We start from the raw sequence: 18,437 nt of genomic DNA, 5'->3' as shown, positions 1-18,437 counted from the left end.
ATCGACCTAGAGGTTGTAGGTGGAGTTGATGATCGCGCCCTTGCGCGCGTAGTAGATGAGGGCGTCCTGGACGTCGAGGGGGTGCGCGGGGATGACGCCCTCGATGAGGTCCTCTTCGCGCATGCCGTGAAGCGCCATCCCGAAGCGGCAGCAGTAGACCGTGCCGCCCTCCTTGATGAAGGTCTCGAGCGAGCCGTTCATGTTGAGCTCGCCCGGGAAACCGGCGTCGCCCGTCGTGGGGAAGCCGCGATTGGCCGTACAGGCGAGCGTGCCGGGGCCGTAGAAGTAGATCGCCGACTCGAAGCCCTTGCGCAGCGCGCGGGTCGCCTGGAGGATCGCGACGAAGCTGACCGAGGACTCGTGCGGGATGCCGTGGATCAGCGTGAAGTAGGTCTCGCCATCCTCGGCCTGGAAATCGGGGAAGATCTTGGTCGATCCGTAGAGGTTCGTGCCCTTCGGCAGCGAGGGGTGCGGGATCTCGCCGAGCGAGGTGGCGATGTTCTCGGCGATCTGGGCGTCGATGTCTTCAGGCATGGTTCATCTCTTTCGTGAGGTGGAGCACGGGATGGAACGGGGGCGTCGAGCGGAAGATGGAGCCGATGGGAACGTGCATTCACACTCCCAAGTGGGTGTTTCGGTGTGGTTTCATCCGGAATGAGGTCGCGTTACGAACCGGATGCTCCGAGGCCCGTGGCGGGCGCCGGACAGGCGATCGTCGTCACTCCGTCCGGCCAGCGCAGCCGGACGTCGGGGTCGTCGTCGAGCCGTCCGATGACGGCGGTCTCGGCGAGGGGCGAGGCGGCCCGCGAGCGACCCGGACGGTCGGCCGTGAGCATCCCGAAACCGGGGAAACAGGTGATCCAGTCGCCGAAGGCGACATCTTCGGGTGCGGGGATCGCCGCCACGTCGATCGACAGGCCCGTGCCGGATGCCTCGGCGAGCATCGCGGCGCTGCCGACGATTCCGCCCATGCTCACGTCCTTCGCCGCCGCGGGACGGGCACGTCGCACGATGGCGCCGAGCTCACGAAGCTCGGCTCGCGTCCGCGCCGACGTCGTGTCCCACTGCCTGCCCTCGAAACCGCGCCGCCAACGCCCGCGCAGGTCCACGGTCAGGCTGAGGTCGTCGCCGGCCCGCCCGCCCCCGCCGGGCACGGGCCGCTTCGTGCGCCCCAATGCCGTCACCGACAGCGCGGGGGCGGCCCCGAGCTGCGTATGGCCGCCGAGGATCGGCACGCCCCAGGCATCCGCGCCACTGCGGAGCCCGCCCAGGATCCGCCGCGCGAACGAGGCGGTCGGTGCCGCCACGGCATCGAGCAGCCCGATCGGCTTCGCGCCCATGGCCGAGAGGTCGTTCAGGTTGACCAGCACCGCGCACCAGCCGGCCCATTCGGGATCCCTCTCGATCATGGCGGGAAGGATCGCGTCGCAGGCCGCGACGACATCGCTGCCGGGCAGGGGCGCTCCGTCGTCGCCGACGAAGCGCGGTCCGCCGAGGGCGCGCGGGTCGTCGCCCCGGAGGTCCGCGAGGAGATCGCCGAGGACGCCCTTGGTCGACCGCAGAAGTCGCTCGATGCGATCGATCGGCCACCGCATCCGCACGTGGGCGGCGCCGCCGATGGCGGTGGTACCCCATTGCTCCCAGCCGAGATGCCGGAACAGCGGGGCGTTGCGCTCCTGGACCGTCGCCTCGAACCTCAGCACGCCGTTCGCGAGCGCGGTGGCGCACGCCTCGCGCACGAGCGCCGAGCCGATGCCGGCCGACCCCCGCGCGTCACGTCGGACCACGAGTCGGCTCCCGGTCCACCACCCGATGTCCCGGCCCTCGACAGCCGGGGCGAGGCGCACGCCCCCGAGGACCGCGCCCCCGGAGTCGACGCAGACCAGCACGATCGTCCGTGGATCCTCGTCGATGCGATCGGTGTCGTCGCGCTCGAAGATGCCCTGTTCCGCCACGAACACGTCGCGCCTGATCGCTCGGTAGGCCTCGACCTGCCCCCGCGTGGCGCGCTCGATCGTCCACGCCGCCCGGTCGACCCGTGTGCGAAGCGAAGTCCCGGTGATGACCGGCACGTCGAGCACGTCAGGCGCCTGCCGTCTTGAGCGCGCTGCACGCACCGCAGGCCACGCAGCCCGCCCGCTGGTCTTCGCCGCGCATGCCGGCCGCCTGCAGCATGGCGGCCACGCGGCTGGTGACGGAGTCAAGCACGGAACGGTGGGGAGCCGGAACCTTGTCGACATCGGTGGCGAGGGTTCCCTTGAGGGGGCGGAACGGGACGACGAACGGGTACACGCCCATCTCGATGAGCTCCCGGGCGCCCTCCACCAGCTCGTCGGGGTCCTCCCCCATCCCGACCAGCAGGTACGTCGAGACCTGGTTGAATCCGAACACACGAACGGCCTCTCGCCACGCGGCGCGGTACTCGTCCATGCTCACGCGCGACTTTCCGGGCATCCAGCGCCTGCGCACATCCTCGTCCATCGACTCCACGTGGATGCCGATCGATCGCGCGCCGGCCTCGTACAGGTCCGTGATCGCCCGCAGATCCGCGGGCGGCTCGCACTGCACCTGGATCTCGAGGTCTGGCACCGCGCGCTTGACGGCTCGGACGCACCGGGCGAGGTGCTTCGCTCCACGATCCCAGCCGTTCGACGTCCCCGTCGTCATGACCATGCTGGTGATGCCGTCGAGTCGAACGGCCGCCTCGGCGACCTCGGCCAGCATCGCCGGGGTCTTCACGGCGATGGTGAGTCCGGCATCCAGCGACGCCTCGATGGCGCAGAACCGGCACCGCTCGCTCTCGTCGTAGCGCACGCAGGTCTGCACGACGGTGGTCGCCAGCACGTTCTTGCCGTGGAGCTTGGCGATCTTCTCGTAATTGATGCCGTCGGCCGTCTCGAGGTCGTAGAACGCGGGTCGCACCACGGGCGCCACGTCGAAGCCGAGGTCGGCGCCGTCGAGGGTCAACCGCCCGCTGGAGGTGACGACGTACGGGCTGGCCGGGTTGAGGGGGATGGCGGCGCCCTCGCCGTTTACGATGAAGTGCCCGTCGTCGCTGGGTCCGGCACCACCCGCCCTCCGCACCGGCGCATCGCTTCGGACACCGAGCAACGCGATGTCGACGCGGGTCGAGACGCGGGTCGAGACGTGGGTCGCGGTGGGTGTCGCAGCAGCCGGTCCGGGAGTCATGACTCCAGTAGACGGACGTCCTGTTTCGGTGTGGCTACGAACGGAATGCGCTCGTGTTTCCGCCCGAGAAGATTGCGTTTCGCCGATGCGTGCAACAGGGGCGGCGCTCTCCCCAGAATGCCACCCCTGCCATCCGGCCCCGGCCATCGAGCGCGACCCCGCGGCGCCAGGGTACGTCCCCACCGCTGCGGCGTTGCAGGACCAAAGGCCCACCGGAGACGGCGGTTCGAACAGGGCCCTCAGCCGGCGGTGAGTACCAGCGAACCTGAGGACGCGCCGGCGCGGAGATCGCGAACGGCGTCGCCCGCCCGGGCCATCGGATAGGTCGTGACAGCCGCTGACAGGTGGAGGGCGTGCGCCAAGCGCAGAAACGCATCCCCGTCTGCCCGTGTGTTCGCCGTCACCGTGCGCAGGTCCCTCTCCCCGAACAGGTTCTGCCCGTACCCCATGACGGGTATGTCGGACATGTGGATGCCGGCCAGCACCACCGTGCCGCCCCTCTCCGTGGCCTGCAGCGCCACCAGGACCAAGTCGCCCACCGGCGCGAAGACGATCGCCGCGTCCAGCGGCACCGGAGGGGTCGCCGTCTCGTCACCGACGAACGCCACGCCCAGTCGCGCGGCGAGTGCACGATTGGCGGCACCCCGGGTCATCGCGTACACCTCCGCGCCCGCGGCGCTCGCCAGCTGGGCCGTGATATGCGCGCTGGATCCGAACCCGTAGAGTCCGAGCCGCCCGCCCGGCCGCAGGTTCGCCCGGCGGAGCGCGCGATACCCGATGATTCCCGCACAGAGAAGGGGTGCGATCTCGGCGGGATCGCCGTGCGAAGGCAGCGGGTAGACGAACGACTCGGGCGCCGTTGTGAAGGGCGCGTAACCGCCGTCCGCATCCCACCCGGTGTAGCGGGAGGAAGGACACAGGTTCTCGCGTCCCTCCCGGCACCACCGGCACGAGCCGCAGGTGCCGCGCAGCCACGCCACACCGACGCGATGTCCCACCTTCAGTCGCCGGACCGCCGCCCCGGCTGCGCGGACGATTCCAACGACCTGATGACCGGGTATCACCCCCGGGCGGTGCACGGGCAGTTCCTGGTCGATGACGTGCAGATCGGTGCGACAGACGCCGCACGCCTCGACCTCGATCAGCACCTCCTCGGCGGCGGGCTCCGGGATGCTCCGCGTGGTCGGCTCGAGCACGCCGGGAGCCGCGTCCGTACACCATGCGGTCATAGTGGTCGGTTGCTCACTCGTCCGAGTCATCCGACCGACCGACCCATCGTTCACGAGCTTCGACGAGAAGCTCGACCACCTCCGCATCGGACGTCTGAGCGAATCGGCGGTAGTGCTCACCCACGGCACGGAAGACCCGCGGTTGGCGAAGGCAGATGACGTCGTCCGCGCCGTGCACCCGTCGGCCCGCGTCCGCGCTGCCTACGGGGACTGCGACGAGCACGCGAGTCGCACCCCGTGCCCGAGCGACCCCGCAGGCCGCGGAGGCCGTCGCGCCCGTGGCGATCCCGTCGTCGACGATGATCGCGGTGCGACCGGACAGCTCGACGCGGACGGAATGCGGGCGGAGCGCGGCCGCGCGCGCGGCGAGCGCGTGCCGCTCCCTCTGCTCGGCGGCCCGAACCTGCGCCGCGGTCACGCCCGCCGCAGCGATCAGGTGGTGGTCCAGCACCCGCTCACCGTCTTCTCCGATCGCCCCCATCGCAACCTCGGGCGCAGACGGGACACCGAGCTTGCGGACGAGGATCACATCCAGCGGAGCTCCGAGGGCAGCAGCGACCTCCGCGGCGACGGGCACCCCGCCGCGTGGCAGCCCGAGCACGACGACGTCATCCCCCCGCAACTCCTTCAGCCGTGCGGCCAGTTGCCGCCCGGCATCCCTTCTGTCCTCGAATTCACTCGTCACCGTCCCTCCTTCCACCGGCAGTCCACCCCATTCGGCCGCCGCCCCGCGGGCCGTTGGTCCTGGAGAGGTGGCCTGGCGCGGGGGCCTGACCGGTCGTAGATTGACGGACAGCGACAGAGGCTTCACCGCAAGAGGGGCCTCGTTTGCGAGAGGGGCTTCGTGTGGCGAGCGAGGAGTACCTGGCCTTCCCGGATGGTCTTCGGGGCGAGCTGGACGCCGCGCTGGCCGAATTGATCACGCAGGTCGAGCGGGTGCAGATCTCGCAGGGCCGGCTCCTGGCGCTGCTTCGGGGCGTCCAGCAGGTCTTCGGCGAGCTGGAGCTGCGCGGTGTCCTGCGCAACGTCGTCGAGGCTGCCGTCGACCTCGTTCAGGCGGATTACGGCGCGCTGGGCGTGATCGGCACGGATGGGAGCGAGCTGGACCAGTTCATCTTCGCCGGCCTCGAGGAGTCGTCGGCGCAGCGGATCGGTGGTCCGCCCCGGGGCGCGGGTCTCCTCGGGGCCCTCATCTCCGAACAGCGTCACATCCGGATACCTCACATCGGGCAGGATTCCCGCGCCGTCGGCTTCCCCGACCACCACCCGCCCATGGAAAGCTTCCTGGGCGTGCCCATCCGTGTCCGCGGTGAGGTTTTCGGAAACCTCTATCTGACGAATCGAAAGCGGGGCGACTTCTCCGCGGAGGATGAGCAATTGGTGGAGGCGCTCGCATCCACGGCGGGCGTCGCCATTCAGAACGCGCGTCTGTTCGAGGAGGCGCGATTGAGAGAGGCGTGGACGAGTGCGTCCGCGGCGCTGTCCTCTGCGCTCCTGTCGACCCCCCTCGACGAGTCCCTCGATCTGATCGCCGTGCGGGTCTTCGATGTCGCCGACTCGTCTCGCGTGGCGATCCTCACGCCGATCGACGCCTCGCACCGCTTCCGGATCGCCGCGGTCCGAGGCCTGGACGACGAAGACCTTCTCGGCGCGACCGTCGAACATCCCAGTGAGGAGTTGCTGGCCGCAGTGGCCGGCAAGGGCGCGCAGATGGGGCGCACGAGCGGCGGGGCGTGGTCGGATCCCAGCCGCATCGAGGTGGACGGACACGCCGGCCCGGCCCTGGCGGTGCCGTTGCGGTCTCGGCAACGGATATGGGGCGTCCTGACGCTCGCGCGTCGACCGACCGAGCCCGAATACACCGGTCTGGAAGCATCGGCTGCGAACGGGCTCGCCTCGCAGGTCAGCATCGCTCTGGAACTCGCCCACGCCCGCGCTGAGCAGCAGCGTCGGGTGCTCTCCGATGAGCGTTCGCGCATCGCCCACGACCTGCACGACCACGTCATCCAGCAGCTGTTCGCCGCCGGGCTCACCCTGCAGGCGGTGGCGGGGGGGATGAGCATCCGCGCCGATCAGGAGCGCCTGACTGCCGTCGCGCACCAGATGGACGACGCGATAGCCCAGATCAGGACCGTGATATTCGCGCTGTCCGACCGCGAAGGGCTCTCCGTCCGACACAAGATGATCGATGTCGTCGCGGAGCTGTCGTCCCTCGTGGAGCGGCCGCCGACCGTGCGATTCAAGGGTGCCGTCGACCACCTCGTGGCGGGTGCGCTGGCCGAGGACGCCGTGGCCGTCGCGCGGGAGCTGGTGACGAACAGCATCCGGCACTCCGAGGCGGACGACATCAGGCTGGAGGTGGCCGTGAACGAGTGGGCGCTCATCGTGACGGTCCGGGACAACGGGGGCGGGATCGCCGGCGATCGGCGCAGCGGCCTTCGCAACCTCGCGGAGCGAGCCGGTTCCCGCGGTGGATCGTTCGAGGTCCGCAGCACCGCCGAGGGCACGCACGCCGTGTGGCAGGTCCCCCTGCCGGACCGGCAGGAGTCACGCTCATGATCCGCGTCTTCCTCGTCGACGATCACGAGATCGTCCGGCGCGGTCTGGCCGATGTCATCGACCAGTCGTCCGACATGGAGGTCGTCGGCGAGTCGGCCACCGTGCGTCATGCCCTCGGACGGATCGAGGCCCTCGTGCCGGATGTCGCGATCCTGGACGTGCGGCTGCCCGACGGCAGCGGCGTCGACCTGTGCCGCGACATCCGCTCGCGCATCCCGAACGTCGCGTGCCTCATGCTGACCGCCCACGATGACGATGCCGCCACGTACGCGTCGGTGCTCGCCGGTGCCGCCGGGTACGCGCTGAAGAGCGTAGATACGCCGTCTCTGCTGGAGGCCATCCGCGCGGTGCGGAACGGCCGAGTCCTCTTGAGCGCCGACGCGGTCGCCAGCGCAGCCTCGCGGATGCGCGAGACATCCCTCGCCGACCCGAGGCTGGGCTCACTGGGGCTTCGGGAACGACAGGTCCTGCTGCACATCGCCGACGGGTTGACGAATCGACAGATCGGCGAACATCTGGGCCTCGCCGAGAAGACGGTGAAGAACTACGTCTCGTCGCTGCTCACGAAGCTCGGGATGCAATCGCGGACGCAAGCGGCCATATTCCAGCTGAGCGGGGGCGAGCGTCGACGCCCTGATGGCGCGCCGGAGTCGCGCTCGGACCCGCCGTCGTGACGGCGGGTCACCGCTGGCGCGGCACGACGCAGAGCGTGGTCGAGATGTTCCCGAGCAGATCCCAACCCACCGACCCCAGAAGCGCCCCCGCGACGGGCCCGCGTCCGTGGCTGCCGATCACCACCATCGTCGCCTCGTGCGCACGGTGCGAAAGCGCGGAGACGGGATTGTCGCGCACGAGCCTCTCGGCGACGTCGAGGCCGGGCTCCTTGTCGCGCGCGTAACGAGCTGCCCGCGCGAGGATGCGCCGGTGCACCTCGAGCGCCGTTGTGGATGAGTCGGTGCGATCCCTTCGCAGGCGGGAAGGGGGAAGACCCGCGAGCCACGCGTGCACGAGGTGCAGGGGCGAGCCGACCGCGATCGCCTCGCGAAGAGCGAAATCCACAGCGGGGCTCGAGGAATCGTCGTCGTCGATGCCGACGACGACCGTTCCTCGTCTGGGCTGCCATCCGTGGGGGACGAGCACCACCGGCAGCCGGGAGCGCGCGGTGAGACGAAGCGGGAGCATCCGCGACATCAGCGCCCGCAACCGCGCATCGGGATGCACGCCCAGCACGATCAAGTCGGCTCCCACGCCGATGTCCGCGAGTTCGATCGCGATATCGCCCCGCACCCGCGCGGTGATCGCGCGCGTCCCGGGCGCCCGCTCCCGGACAGACCGTGCCGCGTCGTCGAGACCTCCGCCGGACGCGTCGGCCTCGTACCCGGGAGCAGACACCTCGGCGATCGTGACCTGCGCGTCGCGCGTGCAGCACCTGTCGATGACCCAGTCGAGCCCCGACCGCGCGTCGCGGGTGCCGTCATAGCCGAGTGTGATGCGTTCCATCGCGCCTGCCGCTCCTCCCCTCGACGGTACGGCGCGGCGAGGATCGGGAGACGGGTCGAAGGTCCCGCGATCCGTCTCAGAGAGGATCGTGTCCCTCGCCGCCCGCCCAGGGGTGATCGGTGTCGCTCTCCGCGATGACCGCGATCCCGCCTCGTTCAGAGGTGAGCAGGAACTGCCGCCGATCGAACGGGAGGTTGGCGATCCGCACATCCCCGAGACGTACGGCGGCGGGCTTGACGATGAGTTCGTGTCGATCCCGATCAGGGCGAAGGCCCAACGCGATCCTGAGGATCTCTATCGGAGTCGCAGAGGCCCACGCCTGCGGCGAGCAGGATGCGGGATACGGCACAGGCTCGAGCTTGTCCGTGCGGTCGAAGCCGCTGAAGAGCTCGGGAAGGCGTCCGTCATACGCGGCGGCCGCGTCCAGCAATCCGTCGATCACGGTGCGCGCCTCCTCGTCGTGCCCGTAGTGGGCGATGCCCGCCGCGGCCAGAACCGTGTCATGGGGCCAGACGGATCCATTGTGGTAGCTCACCGGGTTGTAGCGCGCGTTGTTCACGCCCAGCGTCCGGATGCCGAACCCCGTGAACAACTCGGGCGAGAGGAGGCGCTCCACAACGGCTGCGGCGTGCTCCTCCTCCACGATCCCCGTCCAGAGGCACTGTCCCGCGTTGGAGGCGATGGCGTCGACCTGACGCTTCCGGCCGTCGAGAGCCAACGCGTAGTACCTCTGCTCCGGCATCCAGAAGTGCTCGTGGAACCGCCGTTTCAGCGTGTGGGCGTGCTCCCGCCACGTCGCCGCGTCGGCATCTCTTCCCCTTCGCTGATCGATCTCCGCCTTCGCCTCGAACGCGGCGAATGCATAGCCCTGGACCTCGGCGAGCGCGATGGGTCCGTGCGCCGCAAGCCCTTCACGCCCGCAGATCGCGTCCTGGCTGTCCTTCCAGCCCTGGTTGAGCAGACCGCGATCCGACATCCGCTCGTACTCGATGAACCCGTCGCCGTCGCGATCGCCGTAATCGAGAATCCAGCGCACCGCGGCTTCGACGGCGGGGAGGAGCGGTTCGATGTCGGACATCGGCACGCCCCATCGGAGGGCCTCGCCGACGAGCATCACGAAGAGCGGGGTGGCGTCAACGGACCCGAAGTAGGCTTCCTCGCCACCCGGCGCAAGCGAGACGTTCGGCCCCAGTCGCACCTCGTGGAGGATCCTGCCCGGCTGCTCCTCGGTGCGGGGCTCGCTCTTGCGGCCCTGGTGCCGCGCCAGTACGCGGAGCGTTCCCAGAGCGAGATCCGGGGCGAAGGGAAGCGTCATCCACGCGGTGAGGAGGGAGTCCCGCCCGAACAACGCCATGAACCACGGCGCCCCCGCAGCGATGACGGCGTCCTCGGGATGCTCGGGATCGACGATGCGCAGGGCCCCCAGATCTTCCTCGCTGCGTTCCAGAGCGTGAGCGAGCGAGGGATCCGACACGGTGATGTTCGGAACGGAGTCGCGCCAGCTCTGCATCCGGCGAGCGGGCTCCGCGTGGTTCACGGCCATCCCGATCGGGAATCCCAGGGGTGAGTCTTGGCCGGCGTCCGAGCCGCCGACCTCGATCGACGTCGACCACTCGCCGTGTGCCGGCACCATCGCGGACACCGAGAGCATGCGTTCCGAGGCTCTCGCTCCGGGTGCCACGACGCGAACGCCGCGATCGAGGCTCGCCTCCCTCGCCGAGAAGCCGAGCCTGTCCCCCACCGCGTCATGCGACACGGATCGGCGACGAGGCGGACGATTCGCCTTGACCTCGAACAGGTCCGCAAAATCCGCGTCGACGATGATCTGGATGTCGATTCCTGCGGCCTCGGACGCGAAGTTGCGGATCCTGATGTCTTCGCGCATGCCACTGCCGACGAACCGATGGCGTTCGACGATGAGCGTCGGCTCCACCTGGCCCGGACGGGTGGGCGCACGCCCCGTGAACAGCGCTTCGTAGGGTTCCGCGAGCTGAACCGAAAGTCCCTGCACGCGAGACCCGTCGATACGAAGGAGGAACGATGGGCACCGTCATCCCGCCGTCGACACCCACACCTACGAGACGGGTGCCGGCGGCGCTGGTCTCCGCTACTCGGCCGCTGCGGATCGCCATGATCGCACCCCCGTGGTTCGAGGTGCCACCCTCGCTCTACGGCGGGACGGAATCAGTCGTCGCGTCGCTGATCGACGGCCTCGCCTCGCGCGGACATCATGTCGCGCTGATCGCGTCCGGGCGTGCACGGACCAGGGCGAGCTCCTTCCACCGCGTGTACGCGCAGCCGCCGAGCGACGAGCTCGGCCGATCGGTCCCGGAGCTCTTCTCGGCGGCCGAGGCCGCGCGCATCCTCGCGGGGATGTCGGTCGACATCGTGCACGATCATTCACTGGCGGGACCGCTCCTCGCCCGAGGCCGGGACACACCGACTCTCGTCACGATGCACGGGGAAGCGGGGGGCGCGATCGGCGACTACTTCCAGTCGCTGCGCGACACGGTGGGCGTCGTCGCGATCTCTCATTCCCAGCGACGGCAGCGCCCCCTGAACTGGGTCGGTGTCGTCCACAACGCGGTGGACGTCTCCCGGTTCCCGTTCCGCGAGCGGAAAGACGGATACCTGCTGTGGCTGGGGCGTTACTGCGCCGAGAAGGGACCCGACCTGGCGATCGACGCCGCTCGCGCGGCGGGACGTACGATCGTCCTCGCAGGCAAACGGCGCGACCCCCTGGAGCATCGATACTTCGACGAGGTGATCAGACCACGTCTGGGACCCGACACCGAGGTCGTCGGCGAAGTCGGGGGGTCGCAGAAGACGGAGATGTTGGCGGCTGCGTCAGCGCTGCTGTTCCCAATCCGTTGGGCCGAGCCGTTCGGCATGGTCATGATCGAAGCCATGGCCACGGGCACGCCGGTCATCGCCCTGCGACGCGGGAGCGTGCCGGAGATCGTCGATCACGGCCGCACCGGGTATGTCCTCGATGACATCTCGGGATTCCCCGCCGCGATCGATGCGCTCGAGCACCTCCGACCCGTCGACGCGCGGCGGCGTGTCGAGCAGCACTTCGACGTCTCGGTCATGACCCGCGCGTACGAGCGCCTCTATCGCCGCGTGCTCGCCCGCTCCGCGAAGGGGACACGAGCGCTTCCGCGCGGACGCGCGCAACTTCGAAGGATCTCGACCGCGTGACACGCACCCGGCACCGGTGTACAGGCTGTCGGGACGTTCGGCCTGCCCGAGAAAGCGGCGACCGACGAATCTGAGAACGCGAGGAGCGCGACGTGGAGGGTGAGGAAGATGGCCGAGAGCCGACGCAGAGTCCAGGTGGTGGAGAGCAACGGCACTTGGGGGGTGTTTTTCCTGCTCGCGTATGTCGGCGCGGCGATCTACTTCATCTCGCACTCGGACGGATCATTCTGGGCCGTAGTGCTCGGCCTGCTGCAGGCGATGGTGTGGCCCGCCTACGCGATCTACCACGGCCTGGCCCTGCTCGGTGCGTGACCTGCGCGGTGCCCCGATGCCAAAGCGGATCTCGGAGTCGAATACGTCGGAGCCACCTAAGGGAATCGAACCCTTGACCTATTCATTACGAGTGAATCGCTCTGCCGTCTGAGCTAAGGTGGCGCGTGCCCGCTCGCGCGTGCACAAGCAACGATCTTACAGCGTCGCCGGTGCCGCCGCGAACGCGCGGGCCAGGCGCCGCGGCGGGGGCACGCTCCCGCTCAGCCGCACAGCCCCTCGGCGGGCACGACACCGTCGACGAGGTAGGCCTCCACCGCGTCATCCACGCACGCGTTGCCCTTGTTGTAGCCCGTGTGCCCCTCACCGACGTTGGTCACGAGGACGCCCGATGCGAGCTGCTCCGCGAGGGCGACCGACCACTCGTACGGCGTCGCCGGGTCTCCCGTGGTGCCGACGACGACGATCGGCGCGGCGCCCTCCGCCGCGATCTCACCGCGGGTGCCGGTCGGATCGTACGGCCAGACCTCGCACGGGTCGGGACCCGACCAGTACGGAGCGACGGTCGGCGCCTCCGCCGCGAGCAGCGCTTCGGCCGCCGCTTCCTCCTCGTCGGTGATGTCGTTCGGGTAGTCCATGCAGTTATAGGCCCGGAACGCCTCGGTCGAATTGTCGAGGTACTCCCCCGCCTGGCGCCCGTTGTAGAAGTCCGCGAGCTGGAAGGCGACCTCGGGGTCTCCCTGCAACGCGTCGGAGAGCGCGGTGGTGAGGTACGGCCAGTTGCCCTCGGAGTACAGCGCGGCGATGATCGCCGTCAGCAGGCTGTCGGCCCCCAGCATCCGCCCGTCGGCTGCGGGAAGCGGGGAGCGATCGACGCTCGCCAGCAGCGCACCGAGATCGGACATCGCCTGGTCGACGCTTCCCCGGAACGGGCACTCCGCCATGTCGAGGCAGTCCGCCATGAAGGCGCGCAGCGCGTTCTCGAATCCGACGCCCTGGATCGTGCCGACATCCAACCCCGACACCGCCGGGTCGATCGCGCCGTCGAGCACGAGTCGCCCGACGTTCTCGGGGTAGAGCTCCGCGTAGGTGGCGCCGAGGAACGTGCCGTAGGAGTACCCGAGGAAGTTGAGCTTGTCGTCCCCCAGGACGGCCCGCAGCAGGTCCATGTCACGCGCGGAGTTCTCGGTCGTGATGAAGGGCAGGATGCCGTCGCTGTTCGCCTCGCAGGCGTCGGCGAAGGCGCGATTGCGCTCCTCCAGCTCTGCCTCCCACTCGGCCGATCCTCGCGGCGCGGCCGGGATGTCGTACAGGTAGGCGTCCATCTCGGCCGGGTCCAGGCAGGCGACGGCCGTCGATTCGCCGACCCCGCGGGGATCGAAGCCGACGACGTCGTAGGTGTCGATGACCGACTGGCCGACGGCGAAGTCGAGCGAGTCCCGCACGAGATCGACCCCGCTGGCGCCCGGTCCGCCGGGGTTGGTCAGGAGCGAACCGATGGGCGCGCCGCCACCGGCCGCGTGACGGACGACCGAGAGCTCGATGACGCCGAACGCCGGGTCGTCCCAATCGAGCGGGGAAGCGACGATCGCGCACTCGAACCCGTCGCCGCACGACGTCCACTGCGGCTCCTGGCTGTAGAAGCCCTCCAGATCGGCCGGGATATCGGCCGGCGCCTGCGGCCCGACGGCAGCGTCCTCCTCCGGGATCGCCGCGTAGAGGCACGCCGTCAGCGCGAGGGACGCCGCGGCGAGCGCGGCGAGCGCGGCGGTTGCGCGGCGAGCGCGCCGCCGAAGGGTGCTGATCACGTGGTGGTCCTCCCGCTGATCACCGTCACGAGCAAGCTCTCGAGAGCGAGAGCGGGAGCGGCGTTCTGCTCCAGATTACGCCGCGTCGTCTGCAGCTGATCGAGCACGGCGAGCGTGCGCACGGGCTCCCAGGCACCTGCCAGCGCGCGCAGATCCGATGAGAGCTCGGTGTTGACCAGTCCCTCCGCGCGGCCGAACTGCAGCATCACGACGTCGCGGAACAGCGATTGCAGGTCGGTGAGCACGCGGTCGATCCCGTCGCGGAGACTGCGTGTCGCGCGGCGCTTCTGGTCGTCCTCGAGGGCCGAGAGCTGCGAGCGCACGGCGGGCGGCACGCCCTGCCCCTCGGAGACGCCGATCGTGCGCAGCAGCGTCGCCCGCTCCTCCGCGTCGCGCTCGGCGGTCAGGGCCTTGGCGTCGTCGGTCGCCACCTCGACGATGCGCGCCGCCACCTGCACGGCATCGCCCACGCCCCGCACTCGGAGCACCGAGCGGAGCGTCTCGTCACGGCGCTCGCGGGCCGCGGCATCCGTCGCGAGGCGCTGGGCCATGCCGATGTGGCGTTGCGCGTGCCGTGCGGCCTGTTCGGCGATCTCCGCGGACACGCCCGTGCGGGACCGCACGAGGGCGGCGACATCGCCGACCTCGGGCTCGCGCAGCCGCAGCGTGCGCACACGCGAGCGGATGGTCGGCAGAAGATCGGCGTCGCTCGGGGCGCACAGCACCCACACCGTGCGCTCGGGCGGCTCCTCGAGCGACTTCAGCAGGACGTTCGAGGTGCGCTCGGTCATGCGGTCGGCATCCTCGACGACGATCACGCGGTGCCGACCGAGGGAGGGCGAGAACGCCGCTCGCTCCACGAGCCGCCGCGCCTCGTCGATCGTGATGATCACGCGCTCGGTCCGCAGCGCCGTGAGGTCGGGGTGGGTGCCCGCGAGCACCTGCCGCATGGTCGGCTCGTCACGCTCGTCGGCGGCGATGAGGGCGGCGGCGAACGCGTACGCGAGAGTCGAGCGGCCCGACCCCGGGGGCCCCGTGATGAGCCAGGCGTGCGTCATGCCCTGAACGTCGGATGCGGCTGCCCTCAGCGAGTCGACCGCGGACTCCTGCCCCCAGACACTCCCCCACGGGAGGGCGGTCGTATCGGCAGTCGAGGGCACCGCCTCAGCCTATCCGCAGGCCCGACATCCGCTCCTGCGCCGGCAGCAGGGCGGGCCCGTCCAACCCGGGAAGGGGACAACACTCCGGATCGATGGTCCCCGAGGGATCCGCAGTCCCTCAGCCACAGCCGCAGAGCGGCATCCTTCCGGAATGTTGTCCGGTCGGCGCGCACGCCGTCAGAGAAGAGCGGTCACGCGTTCCCGGACAGCGGCGGCGAGCTCGGCCGCCGGACTCGACGCCTCGAGCACGAGGAAACGCTGGGGCTCGGCGTCCGCGAGAGCGCGGAAGGCCTCCCGCACCCGCACGTGGAATTCCTCGCGTTCCGCCTCGAGGCGGTCGAACGGCTTGTCGGCGGCGTCCAGGCGGGCGCGCGCCTCCGCGGGGTCGAGGTCGAGCAGCACCGTCAGGTCGGGCAGGGCCCCCTCCGTCGCCCATAGCGACAGCTCGCGCACCTCGGCCGCATCGAGCACGCGCCCGGCACCCTGATACGCCACGGACGAGTCGAGGTAGCGGTCCTGCACCACGACCTGGCCGCGCGCGAGCGCCGGGCGCACGAGCGTCGCCACGTGGTGCGCGCGATCCGCGGCGTACAGCAGGGCCTCCGCGCGGGGCGCGACGTCCCCGCGGTGGTGCAGCACGATGTCGCGGATCAGCGTCCCCACCTCGGTGCCGCCCGGCTCGCGGGTGCGGACGACTTCGCGTCCACGCTCCCGCAGCCACGACTCGAGCAGACCCGCCTGCGTGGTCTTGCCCGCTCCGTCACCGCCCTCGAGGGTGATCCAGAGTCCGCGGGCGGCGGCATCCGTCATGACTTCTTCGCCGGCGCCTTGCGCGTGCTCGTCCGCTTGGTCGTGCGCTTGGGGGCCGGGCCCTTCGCGCGCTTGTCGGCGAGCAGCTGCTTCGCGCGTTCGAAGTCGACGTCCTCGACCGTCTCGCCGCGCGGGATGGTCGCATTCGTCTCGCCGTCGGTGACGTACGCCCCGAATCGGCCGTCGCGGATGCGGATCGGCTTGCCGCTCACGGGGTCTGCATCGAACTCCTTGAGCGCGCTCGACGCACGACGGGCCCCGTACTTCGGCTGCGCGTAGATCGCGAGCGCGCCCTCGAGGTCGATGTCGAAGATCTGCTGCTCGCTCTCCAGCGACCGCGAGTCGGTGCCCTTCTTCAGGTACGGGCCGTACCGGCCGTTCTGCGCCGTGATGGCCTCGCCCGACTCGGGGTCGGTGCCCACGGTGCGGGGCAGCTCCAGCAGCCGCAGGGCAGTGTCGAGGTCGATCGTGTCGACCGACATGCTCTTGAACAGCGACGCCGTCCGCGGCTTGGGCGCCGCTTCCTTCTTGGCCCCGCGCTTCTTCGGCGGCTCGACGACCTCACCCGTGGCCTCGTCGACGGCGTCGGGGTCGACGGGCTCGACCTCTTGGATGTACGGGCCGAACCGGCCGTCCTTGACGACGATGAGCTTGCCCGTCTCGGGGTGCTCTCCGAGCACGCGGTCTCCCGCGACCGGCGCGTCGATGAGCTCCTGCGCCTTGGCGGGCGTGAGCTCGTCGGGAGCCAGGTCCTCGGGGATGTTGACCCGGCGGGGGTCGGCGTCGGGCTTCTCGGGGTCGACGACCTCGAGGTACGGACCGTATTTGCCGATGCGCAGCGTGACGTTCTCGCTCACGGGACGCGAGTTCAGCTCGCGCGCGTCGATCTCGCCCAGGTTGTCGACGACGTTGCGGAGGCCGACGTGGCCCTCGTCGCCGAAGTAGAAGGCGCGCAGCCACTCGACGCGGTGCTGCTCGCCCCGCGCGATGGCGTCGAGATCGTCCTCGAGGGCCGCGGTGAAGTCGTAGTCGACGAGGTCGGGGAAGTTCTCCTCGAGCAGTCGCACGACGCTGAACGCGATCCAGCTCGGCACGAGCGCCTGACCGCGCTTGGTGACGTACCCGCGGTCGAGGATCGTGTCGATGATGCTCGCGAACGTCGAGGGACGACCGATCCCCTTCTCCTCAAGCGCCTTGACCAGGGATGCCTCGGTGTAGCGCGGCTTGGGCGTGGTGTGGTGGCCCTTCGGCTCCACGTCGGCCATCGCGACCTCGTCGCCGGCGGTCAACTGGGGCAGCGACTGGTTCTCGCCCTTGTCGGCGTCGCCCCGCTTCTCGTCGGTGCCCTCCTCGTAGGCCTCGAGGAAGCCCTTGAAGGTGTAGACGGTGCCGGATGCCGTGAACTCGGCCCGCCGCTCTCCCGCTGCGACCTCGAGGGTCACGGTGGTGGTCTCGTACTTCGCGTCGGCCATCTGGCTCGCGACGGTGCGCTTCCAGATCAGGTCGTAGAGCCGCAGCTCGTCGCGGTCGAGCCCGCTCGCCACGGACGAGGGAGTGCGGAAGGTCTCGCCCGAGGGACGGATCGCCTCGTGCGCCTCCTGTGCGTTCTTGCTCTTGCTCTTGTACACGCGCGGCTTCAGCGGCACCGCATCCTTGCCGTAGAGCTCCACGGCCTGCGTGCGCGCCGCCTCGATCGCCTGTGTCGACAGCGACTGCGAGTCGGTGCGCATGTAGGTGATGTAGCCCTTCTCGTAGAGGCGCTGCGCGACGCTCATGGCGTGCTTGGCGCTCATCGAGAGCTTGCGGCCGGCCTCCTGCTGCATCGTCGACGTCGTGAACGGAGCGTAGGGGCTGCGCGTGCCCGGCTTGGCCTCGACCTTGGTGACGGATGCCGCGCCGACGCCCGCGACCGCGGCGGCGAGTTCGCCAGCCTGCGCCTCGTCGAGCACGACCACGGCCCGCTTGAGGGCACCGGCCTCGTCGAAGTCCGCACCACGGGCAATGGTCGCCCCGTCGAGGCGTACGAGCTTGACGCGGAACGCCTCGGCATCCCGGCTCGCCATCGCTTCGATGTCCCAGTACGACGCCGACACGAAGGCGATGCGCTCGCGCTCGCGATCGACGACGAGACGCGTCGCCGCGGACTGCACGCGGCCGGCGGAGAGGGCCGCTCCGTCGCGGCCCGTCCCCACCTTGCGCCAGAGCACGGGAGAGACGTCCCATCCGTACAGGCGGTCGAGGATGCGGCGGGTCTCCTGCGCGTCGACGAGGTCGTGGTCGAGCTCGCGGGTGCGCTCCACGGCGGCGCGGATGGCGTCCTCGGTGATCTCGTGGAACACCATGCGCTTGACGGGGACCTTAGGCTTGAGCGTCTCGAGCAGGTGCCACGCGATGGCTTCGCCCTCGCGGTCTTCATCGGTGGCGAGCAGGAGTTCGTCGGCCTGCTTGAGGGCGCGCTTGAGTTCGGCCACGGTCTTGCGACCGCGCTCGGACTCGACGTAATAGGGCTCGAAGTCGTTCTCGATGTCGATCGAGTAGCGACCGACCGAGGTCTTCTTCAGGTCGGCGGGGATGTCCTTCTTGTCGGCGAGGTCACGGATGTGTCCGACCGACGAGAGCACCTCGTAGTCATCCCCCAGGTACGACTGGATCGACTTCATCTTCGTCGGAGACTCAACGATGACGAGCTTCTTGCTGGTGGCCAACGGCGT

The 18,437-nt window shown here is 69.9% G+C and carries 15 protein-coding genes and 1 tRNA gene; 4 read left to right on the top strand and 12 right to left on the bottom strand.

What is annotated here, in order from left to right; translation table 11 throughout:
- Positions 1-6: 6 nt before the first annotated feature.
- The 5 genes from ACIGCK_RS03190 to ACIGCK_RS03170 form a co-directional block, all read right to left on the bottom strand.
- Entirely contained in the window at positions 7-534 is a 528-nt protein-coding gene (locus ACIGCK_RS03190; protein ID WP_396663718.1) for an MSMEG_0572/Sll0783 family nitrogen starvation response protein, read from the bottom strand.
- 131 nt (positions 535-665) lie between these two features.
- Positions 666-2,081 carry an MSMEG_0567/sll0787 family protein gene (locus tag ACIGCK_RS03185; protein WP_396663716.1) on the bottom strand — a complete coding sequence of 472 codons (1,416 nt, stop codon included), beginning with the start codon at positions 2,079-2,081 and terminating at the stop codon, positions 666-668.
- Between the two features lies 1 nt (position 2,082).
- Complete coding sequence (locus ACIGCK_RS03180) at positions 2,083-3,189, bottom strand: MSMEG_0568 family radical SAM protein (protein WP_396663715.1); 1,107 nt, start codon at positions 3,187-3,189, stop codon at positions 2,083-2,085.
- A 239-nt stretch (positions 3,190-3,428) separates the two neighbouring features.
- Positions 3,429-4,385, bottom strand: coding sequence for a zinc-dependent alcohol dehydrogenase family protein (locus tag ACIGCK_RS03175; RefSeq protein ID WP_396663714.1), 957 nt, complete (start codon positions 4,383-4,385; stop codon positions 3,429-3,431).
- 46 nt (positions 4,386-4,431) lie between these two features.
- Positions 4,432-5,103 carry a phosphoribosyltransferase gene (locus ACIGCK_RS03170; RefSeq protein ID WP_396663712.1) on the bottom strand — a complete coding sequence of 224 codons (672 nt, stop codon included), beginning with the start codon at positions 5,101-5,103 and terminating at the stop codon, positions 4,432-4,434.
- A 161-nt stretch (positions 5,104-5,264) separates the two neighbouring features.
- Here ACIGCK_RS03170 and ACIGCK_RS03165 point away from each other — a divergent pair, with 161 nt between their 5' ends.
- Together ACIGCK_RS03165 and ACIGCK_RS03160 are read left to right on the top strand one after the other, a co-directional pair.
- The gene (locus ACIGCK_RS03165) at positions 5,265-6,977 is read left to right on the top strand and encodes a GAF domain-containing protein (RefSeq protein WP_396663710.1); all 1,713 of its coding nucleotides are present in this window, start codon (positions 5,265-5,267) and stop codon (positions 6,975-6,977) included.
- The gene (locus tag ACIGCK_RS03160; RefSeq protein WP_396663708.1) at positions 6,974-7,651 is read left to right on the top strand and encodes a response regulator; all 678 of its coding nucleotides are present in this window, start codon (positions 6,974-6,976) and stop codon (positions 7,649-7,651) included. Before ACIGCK_RS03165 ends, ACIGCK_RS03160 begins: the two co-directional genes overlap by 4 nt.
- Positions 7,652-7,658: 7 nt before the next feature.
- Here ACIGCK_RS03160 and ACIGCK_RS03155 read toward each other — a convergent pair whose 3' ends face one another.
- Positions 7,659-8,477 carry a universal stress protein gene (locus tag ACIGCK_RS03155; RefSeq protein WP_396663706.1) on the bottom strand — a complete coding sequence of 273 codons (819 nt, stop codon included), beginning with the start codon at positions 8,475-8,477 and terminating at the stop codon, positions 7,659-7,661.
- 76 nt (positions 8,478-8,553) lie between these two features.
- The gene (locus ACIGCK_RS03150; protein ID WP_396664002.1) at positions 8,554-10,503 is read right to left on the bottom strand and encodes a glycogen debranching N-terminal domain-containing protein; all 1,950 of its coding nucleotides are present in this window, start codon (positions 10,501-10,503) and stop codon (positions 8,554-8,556) included.
- Between the two features lie 104 nt (positions 10,504-10,607).
- Between ACIGCK_RS03150 and ACIGCK_RS03145 the strand changes: the two genes are divergently transcribed.
- Together ACIGCK_RS03145 and ACIGCK_RS03140 are read left to right on the top strand one after the other, a co-directional pair.
- Entirely contained in the window at positions 10,608-11,678 is a 1,071-nt protein-coding gene (locus tag ACIGCK_RS03145; RefSeq protein ID WP_396663704.1) for a glycosyltransferase family 4 protein, read from the top strand.
- A gap of 108 nt (positions 11,679-11,786) precedes the next feature.
- Complete coding sequence (locus tag ACIGCK_RS03140) at positions 11,787-11,990, top strand: hypothetical protein (RefSeq protein ID WP_396663702.1); 204 nt, start codon at positions 11,787-11,789, stop codon at positions 11,988-11,990.
- Positions 11,991-12,040: 50 nt separating this feature from the next.
- Here ACIGCK_RS03140 and ACIGCK_RS03135 read toward each other — a convergent pair.
- From ACIGCK_RS03135 to topA, 5 genes are all read right to left on the bottom strand, one after another.
- A tRNA-Thr gene (locus ACIGCK_RS03135) sits at positions 12,041-12,113 on the bottom strand.
- Positions 12,114-12,211: 98 nt separating this feature from the next.
- Positions 12,212-13,756: an alpha/beta hydrolase gene (locus ACIGCK_RS03130; protein WP_396663700.1), complete on the bottom strand. Its 1,545-nt coding sequence runs from the start codon at positions 13,754-13,756 to the stop codon at positions 12,212-12,214.
- Positions 13,753-14,916 carry a DNA polymerase III subunit delta' gene (locus tag ACIGCK_RS03125; protein WP_396663698.1) on the bottom strand — a complete coding sequence of 388 codons (1,164 nt, stop codon included), beginning with the start codon at positions 14,914-14,916 and terminating at the stop codon, positions 13,753-13,755. Before ACIGCK_RS03125 ends, ACIGCK_RS03130 begins: the two co-directional genes overlap by 4 nt.
- A 177-nt stretch (positions 14,917-15,093) precedes the next feature.
- Complete coding sequence (tmk, locus tag ACIGCK_RS03120; protein ID WP_396663697.1) at positions 15,094-15,726, bottom strand: dTMP kinase; 633 nt, start codon at positions 15,724-15,726, stop codon at positions 15,094-15,096.
- Entirely contained in the window at positions 15,723-18,431 is a 2,709-nt protein-coding gene (gene topA / locus ACIGCK_RS03115; RefSeq protein WP_396663695.1) for a type I DNA topoisomerase, read from the bottom strand. The genes tmk and topA overlap by 4 nt, the downstream gene beginning before the upstream one ends.
- Positions 18,432-18,437: the final 6 nt, after the last annotated feature.

It is taken from the genome of Microbacterium sp. NPDC078428 (assembly GCF_044542535.1).
Taxonomy (GTDB): Bacteria; Actinomycetota; Actinomycetes; order Actinomycetales; family Microbacteriaceae; genus Microbacterium; species Microbacterium limosum.
This window is presented reverse-complemented; position numbering and strand designations above follow the sequence as displayed.

What these genes read in the sequence shown, in the direction of transcription:
- ACIGCK_RS03190 (WP_396663718.1), bottom strand. Translation starts at nt 534, where the DNA reads ATGCCTGAAGACATCGACGCCCAGATCGCCGAGAACATCGCCACCTCG.
- ACIGCK_RS03180 (WP_396663715.1), bottom strand. Translation starts at nt 3,189, where the DNA reads ATGACTCCCGGACCGGCTGCTGCGACACCCACCGCGACCCACGTCTCG.
- ACIGCK_RS03160 (WP_396663708.1), top strand. Translation starts at nt 6,974, where the DNA reads ATGATCCGCGTCTTCCTCGTCGACGATCACGAGATCGTCCGGCGCGGT.
- ACIGCK_RS03155 (WP_396663706.1), bottom strand. Translation starts at nt 8,477, where the DNA reads ATGGAACGCATCACACTCGGCTATGACGGCACCCGCGACGCGCGGTCG.
- ACIGCK_RS03145 (WP_396663704.1), top strand. Translation starts at nt 10,608, where the DNA reads ATGATCGCACCCCCGTGGTTCGAGGTGCCACCCTCGCTCTACGGCGGG.
- ACIGCK_RS03140 (WP_396663702.1), top strand. Translation starts at nt 11,787, where the DNA reads ATGGCCGAGAGCCGACGCAGAGTCCAGGTGGTGGAGAGCAACGGCACT.
- tmk (WP_396663697.1), bottom strand. Translation starts at nt 15,726, where the DNA reads ATGACGGATGCCGCCGCCCGCGGACTCTGGATCACCCTCGAGGGCGGT.